This is a genomic window from Pedobacter suwonensis, from assembly GCF_007833675.1.
Classification (GTDB): Bacteria; Bacteroidota; Bacteroidia; order Sphingobacteriales; family Sphingobacteriaceae; genus Pedobacter; species Pedobacter suwonensis.
The window spans coordinates 3,355,581-3,374,492 of sequence record NZ_CP031708.1 but is presented as its reverse complement, the minus strand read 5'-3'; the positions used below and the strand labels follow the sequence as shown (position 1 = coordinate 3,374,492).

16 protein-coding genes are annotated in these 18,912 nt (G+C 38.7%); 10 read left to right on the top strand and 6 right to left on the bottom strand.

Annotated features, from left to right (window positions below):
- Positions 1 to 201: 201 nt before the first annotated feature.
- The 4 genes from DV942_RS13900 to DV942_RS23505 all read right to left on the bottom strand — a co-directional run bounded on the left by DV942_RS13900 (position 202) and on the right by DV942_RS23505 (position 1,276).
- Positions 202 to 435, bottom strand: coding sequence for a class I lanthipeptide (locus DV942_RS13900; protein ID WP_090981146.1), 234 nt, complete (start codon positions 433 to 435; stop codon positions 202 to 204).
- Positions 436 to 460: 25 nt separating this feature from the next.
- The gene (locus DV942_RS13895; RefSeq protein ID WP_145858402.1) at positions 461 to 691 is read right to left on the bottom strand and encodes a class I lanthipeptide; all 231 of its coding nucleotides are present in this window, start codon (positions 689 to 691) and stop codon (positions 461 to 463) included.
- Positions 692 to 902: 211 nt separating this feature from the next.
- Positions 903 to 1,121 carry a hypothetical protein gene (locus DV942_RS13890; RefSeq protein WP_090981152.1) on the bottom strand — a complete coding sequence of 73 codons (219 nt, stop codon included), beginning with the start codon at positions 1,119 to 1,121 and terminating at the stop codon, positions 903 to 905.
- Positions 1,122 to 1,123: 2 nt separating this feature from the next.
- Positions 1,124 to 1,276, bottom strand: coding sequence for a hypothetical protein (locus tag DV942_RS23505; RefSeq protein WP_159435201.1), 153 nt, complete (start codon positions 1,274 to 1,276; stop codon positions 1,124 to 1,126).
- Positions 1,277 to 1,423: 147 nt separating this feature from the next.
- Here DV942_RS23505 and DV942_RS13885 point away from each other — a divergent pair, with 147 nt between their 5' ends.
- Together DV942_RS13885 and DV942_RS13880 are read left to right on the top strand one after the other, a co-directional pair.
- Positions 1,424 to 2,479, top strand: a complete 1,056-nt coding sequence (locus DV942_RS13885; protein ID WP_145858400.1) for a sensor histidine kinase — start codon at positions 1,424 to 1,426, stop codon at positions 2,477 to 2,479.
- On the top strand, positions 2,466 to 3,203 hold the full coding sequence (locus DV942_RS13880; RefSeq protein WP_090981156.1) for a LytR/AlgR family response regulator transcription factor: 738 nt from the start codon (positions 2,466 to 2,468) through the stop codon (positions 3,201 to 3,203). Before DV942_RS13885 ends, DV942_RS13880 begins: the two co-directional genes overlap by 14 nt.
- Here the strand turns inward: DV942_RS13880 and DV942_RS13875 are convergent, their stop codons facing one another.
- Positions 3,204 to 6,104, bottom strand: coding sequence for a lantibiotic dehydratase (locus tag DV942_RS13875; RefSeq protein ID WP_145858398.1), 2,901 nt, complete (start codon positions 6,102 to 6,104; stop codon positions 3,204 to 3,206).
- 511 nt (positions 6,105 to 6,615) lie between these two features.
- Between DV942_RS13875 and DV942_RS13870 the strand changes: the two genes are divergently transcribed.
- The 3 genes from DV942_RS13870 to DV942_RS13860 all read left to right on the top strand — a co-directional run bounded on the left by DV942_RS13870 (position 6,616) and on the right by DV942_RS13860 (position 12,246).
- Positions 6,616 to 9,711, top strand: a complete 3,096-nt coding sequence (locus DV942_RS13870) for a DUF6493 family protein (protein WP_145858396.1) — start codon at positions 6,616 to 6,618, stop codon at positions 9,709 to 9,711.
- A 1-nt stretch (position 9,712) separates the two neighbouring features.
- On the top strand, positions 9,713 to 11,041 hold the full coding sequence (locus DV942_RS13865; protein ID WP_145858394.1) for an SWIM zinc finger family protein: 1,329 nt from the start codon (positions 9,713 to 9,715) through the stop codon (positions 11,039 to 11,041).
- A gap of 653 nt (positions 11,042 to 11,694) precedes the next feature.
- Positions 11,695 to 12,246 (top strand): hypothetical protein, encoded by a 552-nt coding sequence (locus DV942_RS13860; protein WP_145858392.1) that lies wholly within the window; start codon positions 11,695 to 11,697, stop codon positions 12,244 to 12,246.
- Between the two features lie 86 nt (positions 12,247 to 12,332).
- On the opposite strand, the gene DV942_RS13855 is transcribed toward DV942_RS13860, so the two are convergent.
- Positions 12,333 to 13,376: a hypothetical protein gene (locus DV942_RS13855; protein WP_145858390.1), complete on the bottom strand. Its 1,044-nt coding sequence runs from the start codon at positions 13,374 to 13,376 to the stop codon at positions 12,333 to 12,335.
- 378 nt (positions 13,377 to 13,754) lie between these two features.
- Here DV942_RS13855 and DV942_RS13850 point away from each other — a divergent pair, with 378 nt between their 5' ends.
- From DV942_RS13850 to DV942_RS13830, 5 genes are all read left to right on the top strand, one after another.
- Positions 13,755 to 13,958: a hypothetical protein gene (locus DV942_RS13850; protein WP_145858388.1), complete on the top strand. Its 204-nt coding sequence runs from the start codon at positions 13,755 to 13,757 to the stop codon at positions 13,956 to 13,958.
- Positions 13,959 to 14,074: 116 nt separating this feature from the next.
- Positions 14,075 to 15,727, top strand: a complete 1,653-nt coding sequence (locus tag DV942_RS13845; RefSeq protein ID WP_244950695.1) for a tetratricopeptide repeat-containing sensor histidine kinase — start codon at positions 14,075 to 14,077, stop codon at positions 15,725 to 15,727.
- An 11-nt stretch (positions 15,728 to 15,738) separates the two neighbouring features.
- Complete coding sequence (locus tag DV942_RS13840; RefSeq protein ID WP_145858384.1) at positions 15,739 to 16,404, top strand: DNA-binding transcriptional response regulator; 666 nt, start codon at positions 15,739 to 15,741, stop codon at positions 16,402 to 16,404.
- 341 nt (positions 16,405 to 16,745) lie between these two features.
- Positions 16,746 to 17,810: a type I restriction endonuclease gene (locus DV942_RS13835; protein WP_145858382.1), complete on the top strand. Its 1,065-nt coding sequence runs from the start codon at positions 16,746 to 16,748 to the stop codon at positions 17,808 to 17,810.
- A 436-nt stretch (positions 17,811 to 18,246) separates the two neighbouring features.
- Positions 18,247 to 18,909 (top strand): vWA domain-containing protein, encoded by a 663-nt coding sequence (locus DV942_RS13830; RefSeq protein WP_145858379.1) that lies wholly within the window; start codon positions 18,247 to 18,249, stop codon positions 18,907 to 18,909.
- Positions 18,910 to 18,912 lie beyond the last annotated feature (3 nt).

Sequence of the window (18,912 nt, the reverse complement as noted above, 5' to 3'; positions counted from 1 at the left end):
ACCGTTACTGTCTGTTTACCAACGACTTTGCTCCTTGAGGAAGTTTCTGAAAGAACATCCAGTAGAATTGTTGCATCAGTGTCCAGGCATGTCAACCAGCTATCAGCTTCATTTGCTCTTAATTTAGTTTTGCGAGGTCTCTGTACTCAATAAGCCCTTTTTAGGCTGTCTTTTTTTCTAGTGATTTAGTGCAGGTATCTATTAAATCGCGCAGCAACAAGTACTGGTAGGTGGACAGGTTTTGGAATGGATGGGACATGAAGGACCTGTGCTACCGCCGCATTTACCTGTATCAGTATCAAGCCCAATGTCTATCACTACTGTTGCATTGGCCCCGGCAGCCTGACCTCCTGCTACCAGTTCCATCTGCTCTTCGTTAAGCTTTGCTACTGTTTCTTTATTCAATGTAAGTTTTGTTTTTAGCTGTTTTTTCATGGTGATGTAGGGTTAGATATTTGCATTATTCGCACACGCACAGGCAGGAAGTTGTGGCCGGACATGTTTTGGAAACCTGAACGGTTTGCGGCCCACAGTTGCCAACGTCTCCTAAGGCATCTACTTCTGTTTTTGCAGTAACGGGTCCATTTAATGGCAATCCCTGTCCACCGGCAATGAGTTCCATTTGTTCCTCATTCAGTTTAGCAATGGTTTCCTTAGCTAAAGAAAGTTTGATTTTAGGCTGTTTTTTCATGTTCAATAGTTTAAAATTGAGATTAATGATTAAAGCCAGGTGGAGATGGAAATGCCTTGGAGGACAGTAGATGGCTATCCTCCATAAGCACTTTCAACAGAGCCATTCCGAGCGTTTTTCATAGGTAGATTGCTTTTCAGGCATGTAGTATATCCTTGTTCAACACTGTATTTTTTTACTGTCATATTGCTATTGATCAGCATTTACAGTTTTATATCAGGCTGTCTTCCTGGCTTACCCGCTTATGGTACTGGTTACGCTGGGCAACATGCATTAAGGCGTAGCCCGATAACTTTGCTTCGAAAGGAAGGTTGAGGCTTAAGCGAATATCATCTTCTGACTGACCACCGCCGATCATGTCGCTTAATTCATCAGATAACACAGTTGCCGAATTTTCCAGGCCAAGCTTTTTCAGTAGTGTTGCTTTCATAATTAAATACCAGTTAATGTTGTTACCAGTGTTTCTGTTGGAAAATAACTTCCGCGCTGATTTAAAACCATTGTTTTTGCAGACGTACTGCGGTTAAGAATCTGAATTTGTTTAACTTCGATTTGCGGTAGTGAAACTTTAATTTGATTTTTCATAGCTTTATGGTTTGTTATTGATATAAATTTGGAGTTTGTTAGAAAGGCTTCAAAATAATTTGTACCAATGAGCGGTTTTGAATGACGAATGAGTGGCTATAAAAGGACAAGTGAAATTTCATTCCTAAGGCAGACAAACTAAATTAAATGGATAGAAAAAACATCGGCATCCATATCATCGTATGGGCGGCATATATTCTTTACGAAGTTCTGATCAGTTATTTTGCCGGGCTTGATCTCCGTCCGCTATTTACCGTATTATCATTTGCCATTAACATTGCTGTATTTTATGCCACATGGCTGGGCTTTATGTTTATAAAAGAACAGAAGCGTTCACTGATGGCAAAGGTTTTAGGCATCACATTAATTACCCTGTTTACACTTGCCGTATCTGCCGTGATGAAGATTTCGGTAGAGGTTTTTCTATATGATAAAAACCTGGAGATTTACCTCACCCGTTACCAGATTACAGCGCTGGTGATGCGCTGGCTTTATTTTTACATTATCGCCATGGGTTTCAGTTTTGCACAGCTTGCCGCCAAACGTGATAAGGAGGTTTACCGTTATAACCTGGAAAGGATGAATATGTTGCAGGAACAGGAACGTTTGAAAAAAAATGCGCTCCAGGCCGAACTTAACCTCATCAAATCGCAGATCAATCCACATTTTGTATTCAATACTTTGGGCTTTTTACATTCTAAAACCTATAAAGCAATGCCCGATGTAGGTAAATCAATACTGATGCTCTCCAATATCATGCGACATGCCTTAACCGGTAGCGAAGGGGGCTATAGTACACTGGAAAGCGAACTGAATTATATCCACGATTTTATCAGGATTCATGATGAAAGAAATGAATCACTTTCTATGGAGTACAGGCTTGAGCAAAATACGAAAGATAAAAAGGTAATTTCACTTATCCTCATTACATTGGTCGAAAATATCTTTAAACATGGCATAATCAAAGATCCTGCAAAGACAGCCATTTTAAGTATTGAAGTAATTGATAACGAGCTTCTTTTTTATTCTTTTAACTATAAAAACAATAATAAAAAGGTACATTCAAACAAAATAGGTATTGAATATGTGAAACAAAAACTAAATGAATTATACCCTGATAACCATTCGCTTACCATTTCCGAAACCGAACAGACCTACGAGTGTAAATTAAAATTTCCGCTAAAAAGCTATGAAACAACTTAACTGCATTATTATAGATGATGAACCTTATGCACACAATATTTTAAAAGATTTTGTAAATAAGGTTCCATTCCTCAATTTGGCAGGTGTGTTCACCAATCCAATAGAGGCATTGGTTGAAATAAGGGGAAACCATGTTGATCTGGTCTTTTTGGATATCAATATGCCCGAACTTTCAGGCATTGACCTGATCAAAATGCTGCCGCCTGGTATCGAAGTAATCATTACTTCGGCCTATAGTGAATTTGCTGTTGCCGGTTTCGAAAACAATGTTTTGGATTATCTTTTAAAGCCGTATTCTTTTGATCGTTTTTTAAGTGCCACTCAAAAGGTACTGGATAAAATGATGCTGCATTCTTTAAAAAAAGACCAGGATAATAAGCAGCTTAGCACCAAAACGGAAGCTTTTTATTTAAAAACCGACCGCGGCAAAATTGTGAGGATCAATTTTGAGGACATTGTTTATATCGAAGGCTTAAAAAATTATTGCTCGGTGTTTACTGATACACAACGCCATGTATCGCTGGTGAGCATGAAATCGCTATCGGATGGCTTGCCTGAGGGAGAATTTATCAGAACCCATAAATCATATATCATAGCGATCAAAAAAATCAAATCAATTGACGGGAATATGATCCTGTTTGATAACATTACTGAGAAAGTGCCTATCGGGGTTACCTACCGCGATAGTTTTTTCTACATGCTGAATAAAACACTATACAAATAATCAATGGCTGGCCCTGGCCAAACCAGATTTTAGTTGTTTAACCATTATTCCGTATAAAAGACACTCATGCAGCCTTTGCTGGTTTACAAAGTAGCGGTTTATAAGCATGTGGATCACACCTGCTAAAAAACTATCGTTCCAATCCACATGTTTCCCCTCCAGCAGCACTTCTATTTCTTCGCGCCTGTTGTTCAATAATGCTTCGTACTCCTCTACCAGCTTAGGTAAGATGGCGCCATATTTTCTAAATAGCTGATCTATCTGTATTTTAATCAGCTTACTATCCATTTCCTTTAAAAAAAAGGCCAGTTGAGTTTCAGCAAACTTTAATTGTATAGCTGCATCTTCGCTTTTGCGTGATAGGTATTCTTTCATCACCCAAAAAATAACCAGCCAGCCCTGCTCAGTATAGTTGTTATTCTCGAACAGTAAAAAAATATAGGAACAGAACCTGCTGTCCACATCAAAAAGGCTTTCAGCCAACTCAATCTGTTCGGCCCCATAGCGTTCAATTTCACGTTCATATGTATCCAGTTGGATATTGCTGATCTGCTGATGCAGGATGAAGGGATCAAGTACTTTTTTAACCAGAAAATAAGTCTGCTGAAAATCATCCGCACTATGCAGCAATATCCGTAAACGTATATGGTGGCCAAATTCGTAATAACGGATGAAAAACCATTTTTTATAATCAATTATACCTTTGTTTTTATCGAGAAGCTTATATAGGGCAATCAAAACCTGCTGAGCAGTATTTTCGTTTAAGAATATCTTAACATAAAGCCATTCGCTCCCCGGAAAATAATGTCGGGTTATTGTACTTTGGTTTAACGGGTAGCTGGCCTTTTTTGCCTCCATGATGGCGAAAAGGGGTGCAACAAACTGGTGTGCATAGCGTTGGCCTGACTCGTTCTGCAATACAGGTTCCATCTGGCTGTGCAAACACTCTTTAAGCACCAGATGATCAACAGTTTTTGCAGCTTCCTTCAGCAAAACATCAACTGATAATGCATTTTCTACATCAATTAATAATTCATTGTCGCCATTTACCACAAAAAATTTGTCCGGTATCTTCCATTCCAACCTGAACTGTTTAAAAGCTTCCGATCGGCTGCTTTCGTTATTTGTTTTTTTGGTAATGGCTTTAAGATCAGCTGCAGAAAATTTCCAGGTAGCCCGGTGCAAAATGACACCGAAAGAAGTTTCTATGCGTGGAAAAAAAACAAAATCTCCGGCCAAACGCCCCCAATTAAAACTCAGGCCATTTGGACCATTTTGGTGCTGAATATCACATAAAAAAGTATATATGGGATGTTGTGAGCGGTTATAGTTATAAGCACTGCTCAACTTTGGGATAATTTCCTTTTTTTCCTTTTTAGAGAAGAGTTTAAAGAGGCCGTTCTGCAGTTTTACCTCAATTTCGTCAAGGTTGATTACCTGCTTTCCTCCTGCCTGGTTAATATAGGCTAACTCGTGTGACCAAAATTGTGGATGCGACATTACATTAGCAGAACGTTCTTCAGGCAGGTGAATAATTTCTGCATAAATGGCATCAGGATTAGTAAGGCTTTCTTTCGCAGCCATGGCTGCAGCCAATTGTTTAATGTCATCATCGGCGTCAGCAAACCTTGCCAAAAGGCCCAGGCTGCCAGTACCCGCAACCATTTCAAGAAAAAGTTGCTCCTGATCAAAAAGCTGGAAAACAGCTGCCAAATTTTGCGGCAGATTGGTTAAAGGCTTCTCAGGCACAAAATCTTCCGGCAGGATAAAGGTATAATCGCCACCTACATTGGCCGAGGTTAGCACCTTGAGCAGTTTTAAATTATTTTCGGTATAGGGCATCTGCTCTACCGGCCTGATTAAACCAGCATTTAAACCTTCGGTAAATAAGGTTTCCTTATTGTGCCATTGGCCATATTCCAGTCCGCTGTCTGGATCGAAGGCTTCCAGCAACGATACACTACGGCCCTGGTACCGCTGCAGAAACTGTGTCTGAAATTGTTTGAGCCTTTTCTGTGGGGCAAAATCAGTTAAATTATGAAGAAGTTTTATCCCTCGTAAAAGTTTACCTTGTAAGCTGTTCTGAACAGTAGCCTTCTGTAAATAATTTACTTTAGTTACATGGATACAGTTGGCCGGGGTATAACCCAATAGCTTTTTAAGACTAATCTCAATCTCCTGATAATCCTTAATCATAGTTTCGCTTACACCATATCGATCAGCTGTTCTTTCCAATATGGTTGTTATTAAATGTAATTCAGGCTGTAGGGCTTTTGGCCAGGGCTGTGGCAGATAATCCGGGAAACGCAATCCGATACTTGGCTTGCCGGTATAGGTCAAAAATTGAATCTGGATAAGCTGGTTGATAAAAGCCATGGATTCATCGGGATCAAAATCGCCAAGTAATGCGCTCATCTCCTTACAGGTATAAGCATTTCCCTGCATACGGTTAACCAAACGGGCAATAACCTCATTATAGGCCAGGCCAACAATTTCATACAAACGTTCTCCGTCAACCAACTGACATACAATAAATTTATATTGTTTGCCCTGTAGGTAAATTGTGTTATTCAGCCCATAAGCGGCTGCCGGATCATGTATTTCGCCAAGTTCTGCCAACTGTTCGTTAACAGCGGCATCCAGGGTTATACTTCTTTTAAAGCCTTCAATTAACACCATTTGCAGTGATGTACCCCATTGCAATGCCGAGCAACCGGCAAACAAGCCGAAAGGAGTAGCACGGTTGCTCATACGCGCAAGATATTTATAAAAACTTCTGATCAGGTTTTCTTTCTTTAAGCCGTCGATTTTTTCAGTAGCACTGAAAAGGTTATCCAGGTCGTTATAAAGAGATTTACTGGCCAGATAGATGCTCTCCCGTATAAAAGGATTTTTCCACATTTGTATAAGAGCTTCTGGCTGTAAACTGGTAGCTATTGGCAAAGCGGCCGACCTCACTATTAAATGTTGGTAGAAAGAGTATTTCACAAAAGTATCTCAATACAGATATAAAAAATAGGATTGTTTGGATGGTTGTTGTACTAACAATCACACCCTAATATAGTAAAAAACATGTACAAAAACCTTCCCAATATTCCTTTAAATGCTGCGTATAAAAACGATTGCCATTTGGATTTCACTGGGTTAACTGGATAATGCATTACACTTCGACTATGCTAGGGATTAACTGTTATGATACGCCCATCGCTTAACTTATCCTCTTTAGATCCTTCGGCTCCGCTTAGGATAATAGTTGTACGGGCAATATGACTTCCGACTATTCATTGATTAATGATACCGAATGCCTACGGCCCAACGACTTGACCTAAAACTTCTCCATCTAGAAAAAATTGAATAGTTTAGCTAACGATATCATTACCGTATTCTCAAATTCTAAAATAGTGCTACAGGCATGAAAAAACACCTCAAATATATTGATGGAAGCTCTGACAAATTCTGGCAGATCGAAGTAATCAATAATAGCTATACCGTTACTTATGGCCGAAATGGAACAAGCGGTACCTCACAGCTTAAAAGTTTTGATGATGATGTTCAATGCCTGAAAGCGGCAGAGAAACTACTTAATGAAAAGATAAAAAAAGGTTACTCTGAAACGGGAGAGGTAGTGATTAGCCAGGGCATATCATCAGGAAAGAACACTAAGGATAAAAATATTGAAACGCTTTTAAATACTTACGATGCCATTTTAAGGGAGAAAAATCTGGCGGCACTTTTACCTTTTCTACAGGAAAATGCGAAGGGCAATATTGAAATCCTTAAAAAGCACATCAGAGCCAAAAAGCGTTATTGGATGTCATTTATTGATCTCACCAATGAACCTCAGTTTAAAACAAACAATTATAGTTGGGGTACCAGGGGCGATGAAAAATTAAATGAGATCATTACCCTTACCGCCATCGGCATCTTGAGCAAAACAGATATGATGGCTTGGGATGAAGCCTTCGACATATTGAGTCAGGCAGAAAAAAGAAAAAGTATTTTAAGCATACTACAGTGGGCACAGCCCGATTGGGTGACTGATTATTTATTAGACAAAATAAAAAAGAATGAGTGGCGGAGCTTTAGTTATCAAACCTTGCGCTTTCTCGAAAGCCATAGCTTAATAGCTGTACATGCTGAGCTTTATGCTTTATGTTTGGCCAACTTTAACGAATGGACAACCAAGGTGAAATCAAGGGATTTTATTGGGTACATTTTAAATGATAAACTGGCCTATACACGTGATGTGCCCGATTTATACAACTATGAAACCCGCTTACATAATATCCATTTCAGAGATAATGATACCCAGTCTTATAAACAGTTTTCTCTTTGGGAAATTATCTATAATACCCTGTTAACGGAGGGGAAATTAAACCGGCAGCAGTTTATAGAACAAGCGATTTTAATCCAGACAAAGGAATGGAACAATAACCTTAAATCTTTTTACCGGAAAAGATTAAATGATTTAAGCCCGATTCCTGCAGAACTTCTTGTTAATCAGGAATATATTTTTGCATGTCTACAATATGCATACGCGCCTATTGTTAACGGGGCTATGGAACTCATCAAACAGATTTACGCTGAGAAAAAGTTTAATGTAAATTCTTTTCTTGATTGGCTGGAGCCGGCAATGATGAGCAACGATAATAAAACAGCGATTAAGAGTGTTTTACCTATTTTAGAAAAACTTAATAAATCATATCCTAAATTAAACAAAAAAATTACGGCGCTTATTGCAGATGTGTATGTTGTGCCGGACCTTAACCTACAGGAAAGGGCAAACAAACTGCTGTTAAAAATTGCATCTCCAAAAGACGAAGCGCTGCGTAGCAAAATATCTGGCTACACTGCACTCATGCTCGGTAATGTTCGCATCGGATTAGGCAGCTTCTTAGATGCAGAAGATCTATTAACTGCAGATGATAATATAGAAACTTATGATTTTGAACCTAAACAGGAGTCAGTACTAGATGAGCCTATTGTATTACCACAAGATTGGAATGATATTGTTTATCAGTTTGGAAAATTTATTGCTTCAGAAGAAATAGCCGATGGCGAAATACTTTTGAATACCTATATCACTCAAAAACATTTATTTCCTAATGATTATGCCAAACAACTGGCTCCCTATGGACAGCAGCTTGAAAAAAAATATTTTGAGGCTGTCCATAAAAATTATATCAGCATATTTTTGCGTGAAAAAATAAAAGATATTGATTATATTTTTACCATAGCAAAAAGTACCTATCACAAAATAAACACGCTTTTGCTCATCAGGCCTTATTTAGATCTTGTGCAAAAACGAATGGCTAGCAACATTCCTTTGCCTATGTTATCTTTTCCCAGCCATTATCCCTATTGGATAGCGCCGAAAGTCTTGTTAGAGAGATTAATTACCTATCAGGAAAATGGCGAAGAAATCAATCAGCTCGATCTGATTATTGCAATTGGCCGGATGCCAAGAGAACAGGTAGAAGAGGCGATACCTTTGTTAGAACTGCTTAAAGGACCACTTAAACCGCTAATGGCTTTTTGCCTAGGCACCACGAAAGACATTATTTTTAAAAGCGACAGTATTTTAAATAAACTGCTTACTAAAATTAGTGCTGGCACAGATAACAGATTAAATGAGGCATGGGCAATGGCCGCGCGTACTTTTTATCCTGATGAAACCTTTATGGAATTTAAGCATACCTACCTTAAAGATTACCCCATGGCTGTATCACCCTTTAAATCGGAAATCAGGATCAAAGAACACTGGAACGAATACATAAACTACCAGACAAAGGAAAAAGAGCGATCGCCATCCTGGTATGCAATAGAATATGATTCGCCTGCCTACATCGCTCAAAACCAGTGCTTCCTTTTCAGCTTGGATATTTACGGCAGAAAAAACAGCTGGGAGTACATGATAGGTAGTGAAGGAAATATCTATTATTGGAACAGCCTGATGCCGCAGAACAATGATGCTTTAAGTTGGTTTATTTTAAGGTCGGCATGCGAACTTGCCAGCGGTGGCCTACAGGAGTTAAAGGGTTTTCTCCATGTAATTAATGCAAAGGGCTTCCGTTTTTCTGATATTTCTATGCTTGTTTTTGCCTGCATATTTTTTATGGATAAAAAAGAGATCAGGCTAATGGCTGCCGAAGTATTGATCAATCTCATCGAAAAAAGGAATATTGACATCAATCTTTTTGCACTTAAACTGGCCTACCTGGCTTCTAATAAATATGGCGCATTTTTACGTTTGGTAGAAAGTATCAGTGCACTGAAAAATGTTGCTGCTTTGCATAACGATGCATTTTTTCAATTGCTCGAAAACATTTTTAAATACCTGGTTTTAACTGAAAAACTTCCGGTCAATTTTAAGAAACTGGTTGAGCATTATGTTGATATGCTTCATAAAACCAAACAAGAGCCGTCGGCCGAAACCATTAATTTTTTCGAAAGATGGAAAGATAACACTTCTCTCAAAGGCTTAATCAAACAAATCATCAAAGCTTAACATGACTGATCTGCAATACAACTATAACGGGGTTTCTTCTTTTACCAAAACCAAAGGGATAAATCATTTAGTTTTGGCCCACCAAACCGAAATCGAATCTGTAAACAGCATTCCTTGCTTTTTTTGGGGCAATTTAACTGATCCTTATATTACAGCAAAGTGCTGGGGTACCATCGCTAAAGTAGTCAGATCAAGCTTTGGTCCAATCCCACCAAGCTTACGCGACCCCATTGTTACCGCGGGCACCGAACGCATCAGGTTTGAAGGTTTTTCCTCATGTAATGGGGTATATGTCAGGTTGGACATGAAACCGGAATCTATAGATGGCGAATTTATAGCAAACGGCACAACCAATGTCGATTTTAACGACCCGATGCTAAATGCCCTGAACAGTATACAAAAAAATGAAAAAGTAACATTGGCCGTTGGCCAGCAGGAGATGCAGGTGGTTACGGCAAAAAGTAAAGTGGTAGAAAAAAAGGTAACGCTGCCAGTCCGCTGGATTAAAGGCCTAACCAGTGTACAGCTTTACCTTGCCGACATGGATCTGAAATTTGAGCTAAATAAGATACAAACCATACAGCTTTTTCAAAATATGCCGAAAGGTACTGTTAAAGGTGATTTCTTTATTTCGAAAAGGGCGGGCAAATTTATGTTTTCAACACTGGCAACTGCTGATGCCGTGCGTATAGGTGGCTTACACCGCCTGCGTTTACTAGATGGTGTCTTAGCCATTGCAGATCAGGTTTATATTTACGAATCGGCTGATAAGCAAACAGTGGCTTTCGTATTTGAGTTTGGTAAAATGCAATTACTCATGGCTTTCTCACCCGATGCCTACCGTGGGTTTTCAGGTGAGGGCAAGGCGCTCGAACAGATGACTGAAAACCTGCCAGCTGAATGGATATATGGCCTGAACAGTTTACTCAAAGCAAACGAAAATTTCGACCCGACCTTACTTTCCATAGAAAATGATATCGATTTTGGCACAATGGACCAGCTTACATCAAGTTTATCATCTATTGGTTTGCTCGGTTACGACGTTGTAAGAAGAAGTCATTTTTATCGACAACTTCCTTTTAAAACGGAAAGGATCTTAAGTTTGAACCCCCGGCTTAAAAATGCCAAAAAACTAATTGCTGAACAGCAGGTGCATATTCTCAAAAAGGAAAAAGATGATATTGAAGCCGAGGTTAAGGGAACGGGCGTAGTGCACAAAGTGGTTATTAATCAACTGGGGCATCGCTGTACCTGTGAGTGGTTTACCGCTTATCAGGGAAAAAGAGGTATCTGTAAGCACATTTTAGCGGTGAAAATAATTGCAGGATAGAGGCCTTTTTAGCATGTTTAACTGCAAGTTCGCAGCGTGCGGGTAAAAACATACGGCAGGTGGTTATTTCATGCTATTACTTAGGCTTTTGTCTTCCTGCATCCGGACATATTATATTCTTCCCCTGAGACCGCAAAAAATACGGGAAACATATAGAAATGTTAGGCACAATGTTATCTCAACCTTAAATTCTTAATGGTGAAATATCCTGATCTTTAAACAGCAATTTTGCAGTGGCTGGGCAAGATAACAACAAGCAGGGTGATTAGGCCTCCCCAACCTCTTAATAGTAATAACCTAAGTTCGATTAATATTTAAAAATTAATGAGCTTTATCAGGACAAATTGCTAGCCGTTTCGTCGTGCTGAATTTATTTCAGCATCTTTTTCGTTAAAACGCCTTGCTATAAAGACCCTGAAACAAGTTCAGGGTGACGACCGTTCATTCAAAGTACCAATGAACCCAAATTAAAGCACATTATTAATCGAACTCAGGTTAATAATATCTTTTTGTAAACCGATTCCAGACTTCCGGGCTTGCATTGCAATAGGATGAGAGATAATGATCTTATATTTAGAATAGGCAAAAACCCAAAAACGGCTCAATCTTTGCTCCTACCGAAGCTTAAATTTAGTAAGGAAACCATTTAGATCATGAACAAATTACCAGCACTATCCCTAAAGCCATTGGCCGCAATTTTAATCCTGTTTAGCCTTTTCTGCACGGCCTGCTCCGAAACCCCTGAACGTTTCTTCGACATCGCCATCCTTAACACCAATATGATCAACGATTTTGCCAGTGCTGATCTGGCCCGGCATATTGAAGATGAAACGAAAGAATATCCCGATATCCCATCCAGTAAAAAGAAAGGCGACGAAGCAGCAATTAGCATCAATAACAAAATATTATACCTCGAACAATCGCTCGAAAAAGTGAAAAAACTTTCAGCCTCCGGAGAAGAAGAAAAACAAATTAAAGCCCTCTCCCAGCAGTTATACGAGCTGGTTATCCCTGTTTATAAAAATGAATACCTGGCTTACGCCAAACTCTGCGACAGTAAAGGCAGTCGGGCAGCCAAAGATGAAATGATTAAAAATATCGCTGAAAAATATGGGGCACGTTTTGAGCAAAACTTTAATGCCTTAATGGAGAAAGGCAAAACCTATGCCCGGGAACACAATATCCAGGTAAACTGGGGAAAATAAAACTCATATATGGTTTAATTCAGGTTTGAATATTTGAATTAAACCATTATCAACTTCCAAAACCTCCCGGCCAACATCTGCTAAGGCTACGCACCAGTAGCCTGCAACTCATTGCCAAGAAGCGCTGTTGTTTCTTCTTCCTCAGTATCTGATTCTTTCACAGCGGGTTTCACTTCTTTCTCCAGCTTACTCGCTCCATAACCACACAGGCTTATAAAAAAAGCAGCACATATAAACCATACCAGCCGGGTAAGTATATACCTGTAATTAGACGTGTATCTGGTTAAAATCGTACTGGTAAGTGGTTTTAAAACCCGTTGTAAGTCCTGAGGATAAGCACCGCTGGCGGTAAAAAACTCATGATCCTTTCCATGGCCTTTATACCATACTTTACCAATTGAATAACTGGTCAAGGTATCAGGTAAAGTGATTTTCTGTTGCTGCCTTAGCGTGTTCTCATTTAAAGGAATTATTGGTGCACCAACATTTTGTTTCTCATCCTTAACCGACTCATAGTGATCTTCATCCCAATACATAAATTTTTCATCTGATTCTGGCATCCTGATTTTGGTCCTACGTTCCCAATAAGCAAAAGAAGTGGCGCCAACGAGGAGTAAAACAATACAGAAAATAGTGATGTAGCGGGGTGAAAAGAGCGGAACATGTATTGTCTCAGGTGGTCTTGGTGGTTCAGGCTGTGATGGTTTAGGCTGTGGAAATCGAAAAAGATCATTTATAGGTATCCCACCTATTTTAATTGTTTTATCACTACTTGAATAATAATAAGAACTTCTAGATCTAGGTTCCAAATCTATTAACCACGCTAAAAGATTACTATTTCTCTCATCTGTTGTCTCTGTTTCACCTTTGATGTGCTTCCAAAGAGCTCTATAATCATCAGGCTCTGAGTCATCTATAACTTTTCTAAAGTCATCGCATTTCATTTTATCCACTTTGAAGAACGTCGAAAGTATATCGATATCATTTGGATTATTTCTGCAATCATAAACCTTTAAACAAGCCTTTCTTAATCTGGTAGTAGTTTCTTCAGGCAAAATTGCATGCAGCCTGCCGCTATTCTTCATCTTTTTATAGGCAGCCAATACTATGTCTTGATAATCTTCAGGCATTTTTCAAAAAATTTGATGTAAAAGTAAAAATGGAATTCCTGGAATCTTTACGGGTTTCCGGAATTCCTTGGAATTTAAAAAGAATTATTTAGAATCTTTGGAATTATCTGAAAACTAGCATTTTGAAGCTTGGATATTTGTCTCAACAATTAATTCAAGCAACGATTCAAACAATAATCCAGCAAAGAATTAAATGTTAAAAACGAGTAGAAATCGCAGTAGTAAATAGCCGGTTTGGGAAGCAGTTATTAACTCCCGCGACAGATACTCAAAACTTCCCAAAATTTTCAGAAGGCCTTCTGATTTACAAACCGGAGCAAGGTCCGCGAGCGGTCGCGGATACTCTCCAAGTATTTCACATTCTAAAATTTTGACAAGATGTTTTTACCTTTTTTTATTGCCATATTACTTGGCCTGGCAACGCCTACAAATACAAATAATAATTGTGACCACAACGGTGGTACAGTAACGACTAATAGTAACACGCCTGGCGATCCTGGAACAGGCTCTGGAGGTGATGGTGGCGCAGGTGGTGACACTGGAGGAGAAAATGGTCACTTACCTCCACCAAAAATAGATTAATAAATGAAGAGCGAAAAGGGCGGCATTATTGTCGCCTTTTCTTTTTAGACTTTTAAAGCGAGAGTGAATTAAATAATTGATATTATTTTTATAATTTAGAAATAAAAACTACAATATTGAAATATCTATATTTTACGTTACTCTCAATGCTTTTCTTTTCTTGTCCAAAAAAGAAAACAGAAGAAAAAGAATCAATTAATCCCTTTTACGATCAGGCATTTGAATTTAGAGAAAAGGGCATGCCAGATAGCGCTTTTAGATATTTTAACAAAGCTAAGGACCTATTTCTACAAAAGAAAGATAGTTTAGGAGTGGGAAAGTGTTTAGTAAACATGGCTATCAATTCCATCGATCGCGGAGATTACTTTGGTGGCCAGGAAATTTCTTTAGAAGCACTTAAATATTTTAAAACGAATAAAAAAAAGCATTTTGTCTATTTAGAATCGAACTTTCACGAATTAGGTGTTGCAGCTTCCTATTTAAAAAACTATTCACAGGCTATTGTTTTTTACAATCAGTCTATTCAATATGCTCAGGATAGTGCATCCATATTGGTAACAAAAAACAGCATTGCAAATGCTTACGGTAAAATAGGCAACTATAAAAAATCATTTGCAATATTTAAGAGTATTTTAAACCAGAAAATGACTAATGAGAATTTTTCTAGGACCCTGTCGAATTATGCTTTTAACAAATGGAAACAAAATCCAAGCTTTAATGCAAAACCTGAACTCTTGAAAGCCCTTTACATCCGAGAGAAAAATAATGATTTATGGGGACAAAATGCTAGCTATTCTCATCTTTCCGATTATAGCGCATTAAAGCAACCCAAAATGGCACTTTCCTATGCACGTAAAATGTATGAGGTAGCTCAAAGATTAAAAAGTCCCGATGATCAGTTACAATCACTTCAAAAACTGATAAGGCTTAGTCCAGCAAAAGAAGCACAGTATTTTTTTGGCATTTATGAGAAATTAAATGACAGTCTGCAAACCGCGCGTAGCGCTGCCAAAAACCAATTTGCCCTGATCCGTTACGATGCCGAAAAAAGCAAAGCCGACAACCTTGTTTTGCAAAAAGACAATGATGGTAAACGATATCAAATCATTATTCTGGCATTCGGTATTGTTTTAATATCTGTTACCGGCACCGTTCTTTATAAAAAAAGAAAACAAAGGATAGAGCTTCAGGCTCAAAACACCATCCGCGAAAATAAACTCAAAACCTCCCAAAAAGTGCATGATGTAGTGGCAAACGGACTCTATAAGATCATGAGCAAATTGGATAACCAGGAAACCCTAAAAAATAATCCGGTTATCAACGAGATAGAAGAACTTTACGAACAATCTCGCGACCTCTCCTACGAGAAACCAAGACCTAAAAATCATCATTTTCACGAAAAAATATTCGATCTTTTAAAATCCTTCGCTTCCGAAAATACCAGGGTAATACTGGTGGGCAATTCCATTCAACTGTGGGAACAAGTTTCAGAACAGGCCAAAGAAGAAATACAACATATCCTCCAGGAACTGATGGTGAATATGAGCAAACATAGTCAGGCCAGTGATGTGGTGATCAGGTTTGAGCAGGCACAACAAAAAATAAACATTTCTTATACGGATAATGGTATCGGCATTAGCGGTGGGGTGAAACCCAACAACGGACTTACCAATACGGGAACCCGTATTGAAGCGATTGGCGGTACCATTACCTTTGATACCAAAGTTGAAAAGGGGCTTAAAATCCAAATCTCTTTTCCGGTTTCCTAATTGTATTAAATATGTTTAAAAGAATACTCATTGCCGAAGATCAAGAAACACAGAATATTTCGCTGCAAAAAACATTGGCCGAACTGGCTGCCACAAAACCCGAATATGTTTATTATTGCGATGACGCCCTCACCTGGATAAAAAATGCGGTTAAAACAGAACAGCCTTATGATCTGCTGATTACCGATCTTTACTTTGAAGAAGACCATAATCGTCAAAAAATTACCGGAGGCACCGAACTCATCAAAGCGGCGAAAGAAGTACAGCCTGATTTAAAAATACTGGTCTTTTCAGGCGAAAGTAAAACGGCGGTTATCGACATGTTATTCAAGGAAATGAATATTGACGGCTATGTGCGCAAAGCCCGCCATGATGGTCAATACCTCAAGCTGGCCATTAATGCCATCCATAACCATAAGAAATACCTTTCACCTGATTTAAAACTCGCACGAAAAGAAAATAATTCTCACGATTTTACAGATTTAGATATTGCCATTATTTCCCAACTCGTGGAAGGAACACCTCAAAAAAATATTCCTTATTACCTGCAGGAGAACAACATTAAACCATCTGGACTGAGCAGCATTGAAAAACGTCTTAACTTAATGAAAGAGGTATTGGGTTTCTCTAAAAACGAACAGCTGATCGCTTATTGTAAAGACGTAGGTATTATTTAGGATTTTTGCCAGGCGGTAAGCGTTGGCGGTCAATTGATCAAAAAGCGCTGAGTCCATAGTCCCGGACCAGCTATAGCGTAGCGGATTCGAATAGCCGCTTAATACTCAAGGGGGACTAAAACTCCCGATATCGTCACCCTGAACTTGTTTCAGGGTCTTTCATGACGATCCTTAGCCGAAAATCTGCGGCTAAGAAGAATACGATCACCATCAATTAACCGCTTTCAACAATTAACCTGTTAAACCAATCGAAACCTGTAACAAACTCTGCTACGGTTTCCCGTAATAATAATATCTTCAGTCGCTTTACTTTTGATCAACAAACCAAAAGCCAAGCTTAAATGGATCTTAAATTAAAGTTAGAACAACTCCACCAGCGGGTGGTAGGATTAAAAGATCAGATTAATACCGAAGAGGCTACGAAAAATGCATTTGTGATGCCATTTATTCAAATCCTGGGTTACGATATTTTTAATCCGACAGAAGTTATACCCGAACACATCTGCGATATCGGCACCAAGAAAGGCGAAAAAGTAGATTACGTCATCCGAAAAAACGATGAACCTATCCTCATTTTCGAATGCAAACATTGGAAAGAAAATGCCGATGCACACAACTCCCAGTTGCACCGCTACTACCATGTTTCTAAAGCACGCTTTGGCGTGTTAACCAACGGAACAATTTATAATTTTTACGCCGATCTGGAAAAGCCGAATATCATGGATGAAAAACCATTCTTAACCATCGATATTGAAGACCTGAAAGATAATGCCATTAAAATCCTGGAAAGTTTTACCAAGAACGAATACAACTTAGAGAACATCCTCGATTCGGCCGAAGGTTTAAAATACATCAAAGCCATTAGAAAGGAGTTTGAAAAGGAAATAGACAGCCCTTCTGATGAAATGGTAAAACTATTGGTAAACCGGTTTTTTAACAAACCATTAACTGCCAACCGGATGATTGCCTTTAAAGAATATACTAAAAAAGCCCTTACCATTTCCATTAATGAATCCATCAGCGACCGTTTAAAATCGGCACTGAACATTAATGAGAAAATAGAACAAAAGGAAGACGATAAAGCGGTACCTGGTATAGAAGATGCCGATACTTCCAAAATTGTAACTACCGAAGAAGAACTGGAAGCTTTCCAGATTGTGAAAGCCATATTACGCGAAAAAATTCCTGCAGGGCGCATTGCAGCGCGTGATACTCAATCCTATTTTGGGGTATTATTGGATGATAATAACCGCAAACCGATCTGCAGGTTCCACTTTAATACGGCCAATAAATACCTCGAAACTTTCCAGAACGGCAAGGATGCCGGTGACAAAAAACAGTTGTTTAATCTCGACGAACTTTACGATTACCGGGCTCAATTGCATCAAACTTTAGAAAATTATTAATTAGCTATCTCTCTCACAAAATGCTGGGGTTGCTCCATGGCCTGTGTTGGGAGCAGGCGGGGCAGCCTCTCATTTTAATTATGCAAACGCTCAGCTGATTTTTCATCCCGGGGGGGATAACCATATCATAAAATCAATGTAAATGATATGATTTTAAGGAGGTCCACAGTAACTTGATATCGTCATCCCGACCGCAGCGGAGAGATCTTTTAATTTTGATTTCAAAAACCTAGTCTTCACGCCAGTAGGGGCAGCAACTTTGCATTGGTCCGGTCGAGGGTGACTATTCCATTGCAGTTTATCAGCGCTAGAGGACTGGTATTCAATTTTTATACATAAAGCAATAGTTTTTCTTGTTACGGTTTCCCGTAAGGTTAAGGGATTAAGCTTGTATACTTTTGAATAGTTAACATTATCAACTTTATCTTAAATTAAAATGGAAACAAACGCTCCTATTGGAACTCCGGTAATACCGCGGTACTTTCATCAATTAGGTATTCTAGTTTTAGATGGCAGTGGCTCAATGACGGACAAAGCTCCTATGAATTCGACAAAAGCCAAAGAGGTTAATTCTGGTGTGGTGGAATTATTCAACCGACTAAACGTTAGCAGAGTAAAACAGAATTTTTCTTTTGCTTGTATAAAATTCGATGAAACAGCTACAGTAACACTACCACCAACACCTTTCGACTTTAACCGCCTGATGGGTGAGGACTATGATCCAACTGTTGGAAAAGGTGGTGGAACACAAATTTTTGAAGCATTGAATGAAGCAAAGAAACTTGCTGAAAATTTCTTAAACAGCAATCCCATAGACGGAGTACCTCATAAAGCACTAATACTATTAATGTCTGATGGTATGTGTTTCCAACCTCAAACAACTATTAGTGTTGCAGCAAGTCTAAAATCAAATCCGAAGATAAACATAGCTTGCGCATATTTTGGAACTGTTGGAGAAACGACTACCGATGCTCAGAAAGTATTAAAAGAAGTTAGTACAGATCCAGCTACATTCTACACAACAGTTTATGATGGTGAAGCATTAAGGGCTTTCTTTGAACGTTCAATCAGCCAATCAGCTGGGATTAAAATTGACTAATAT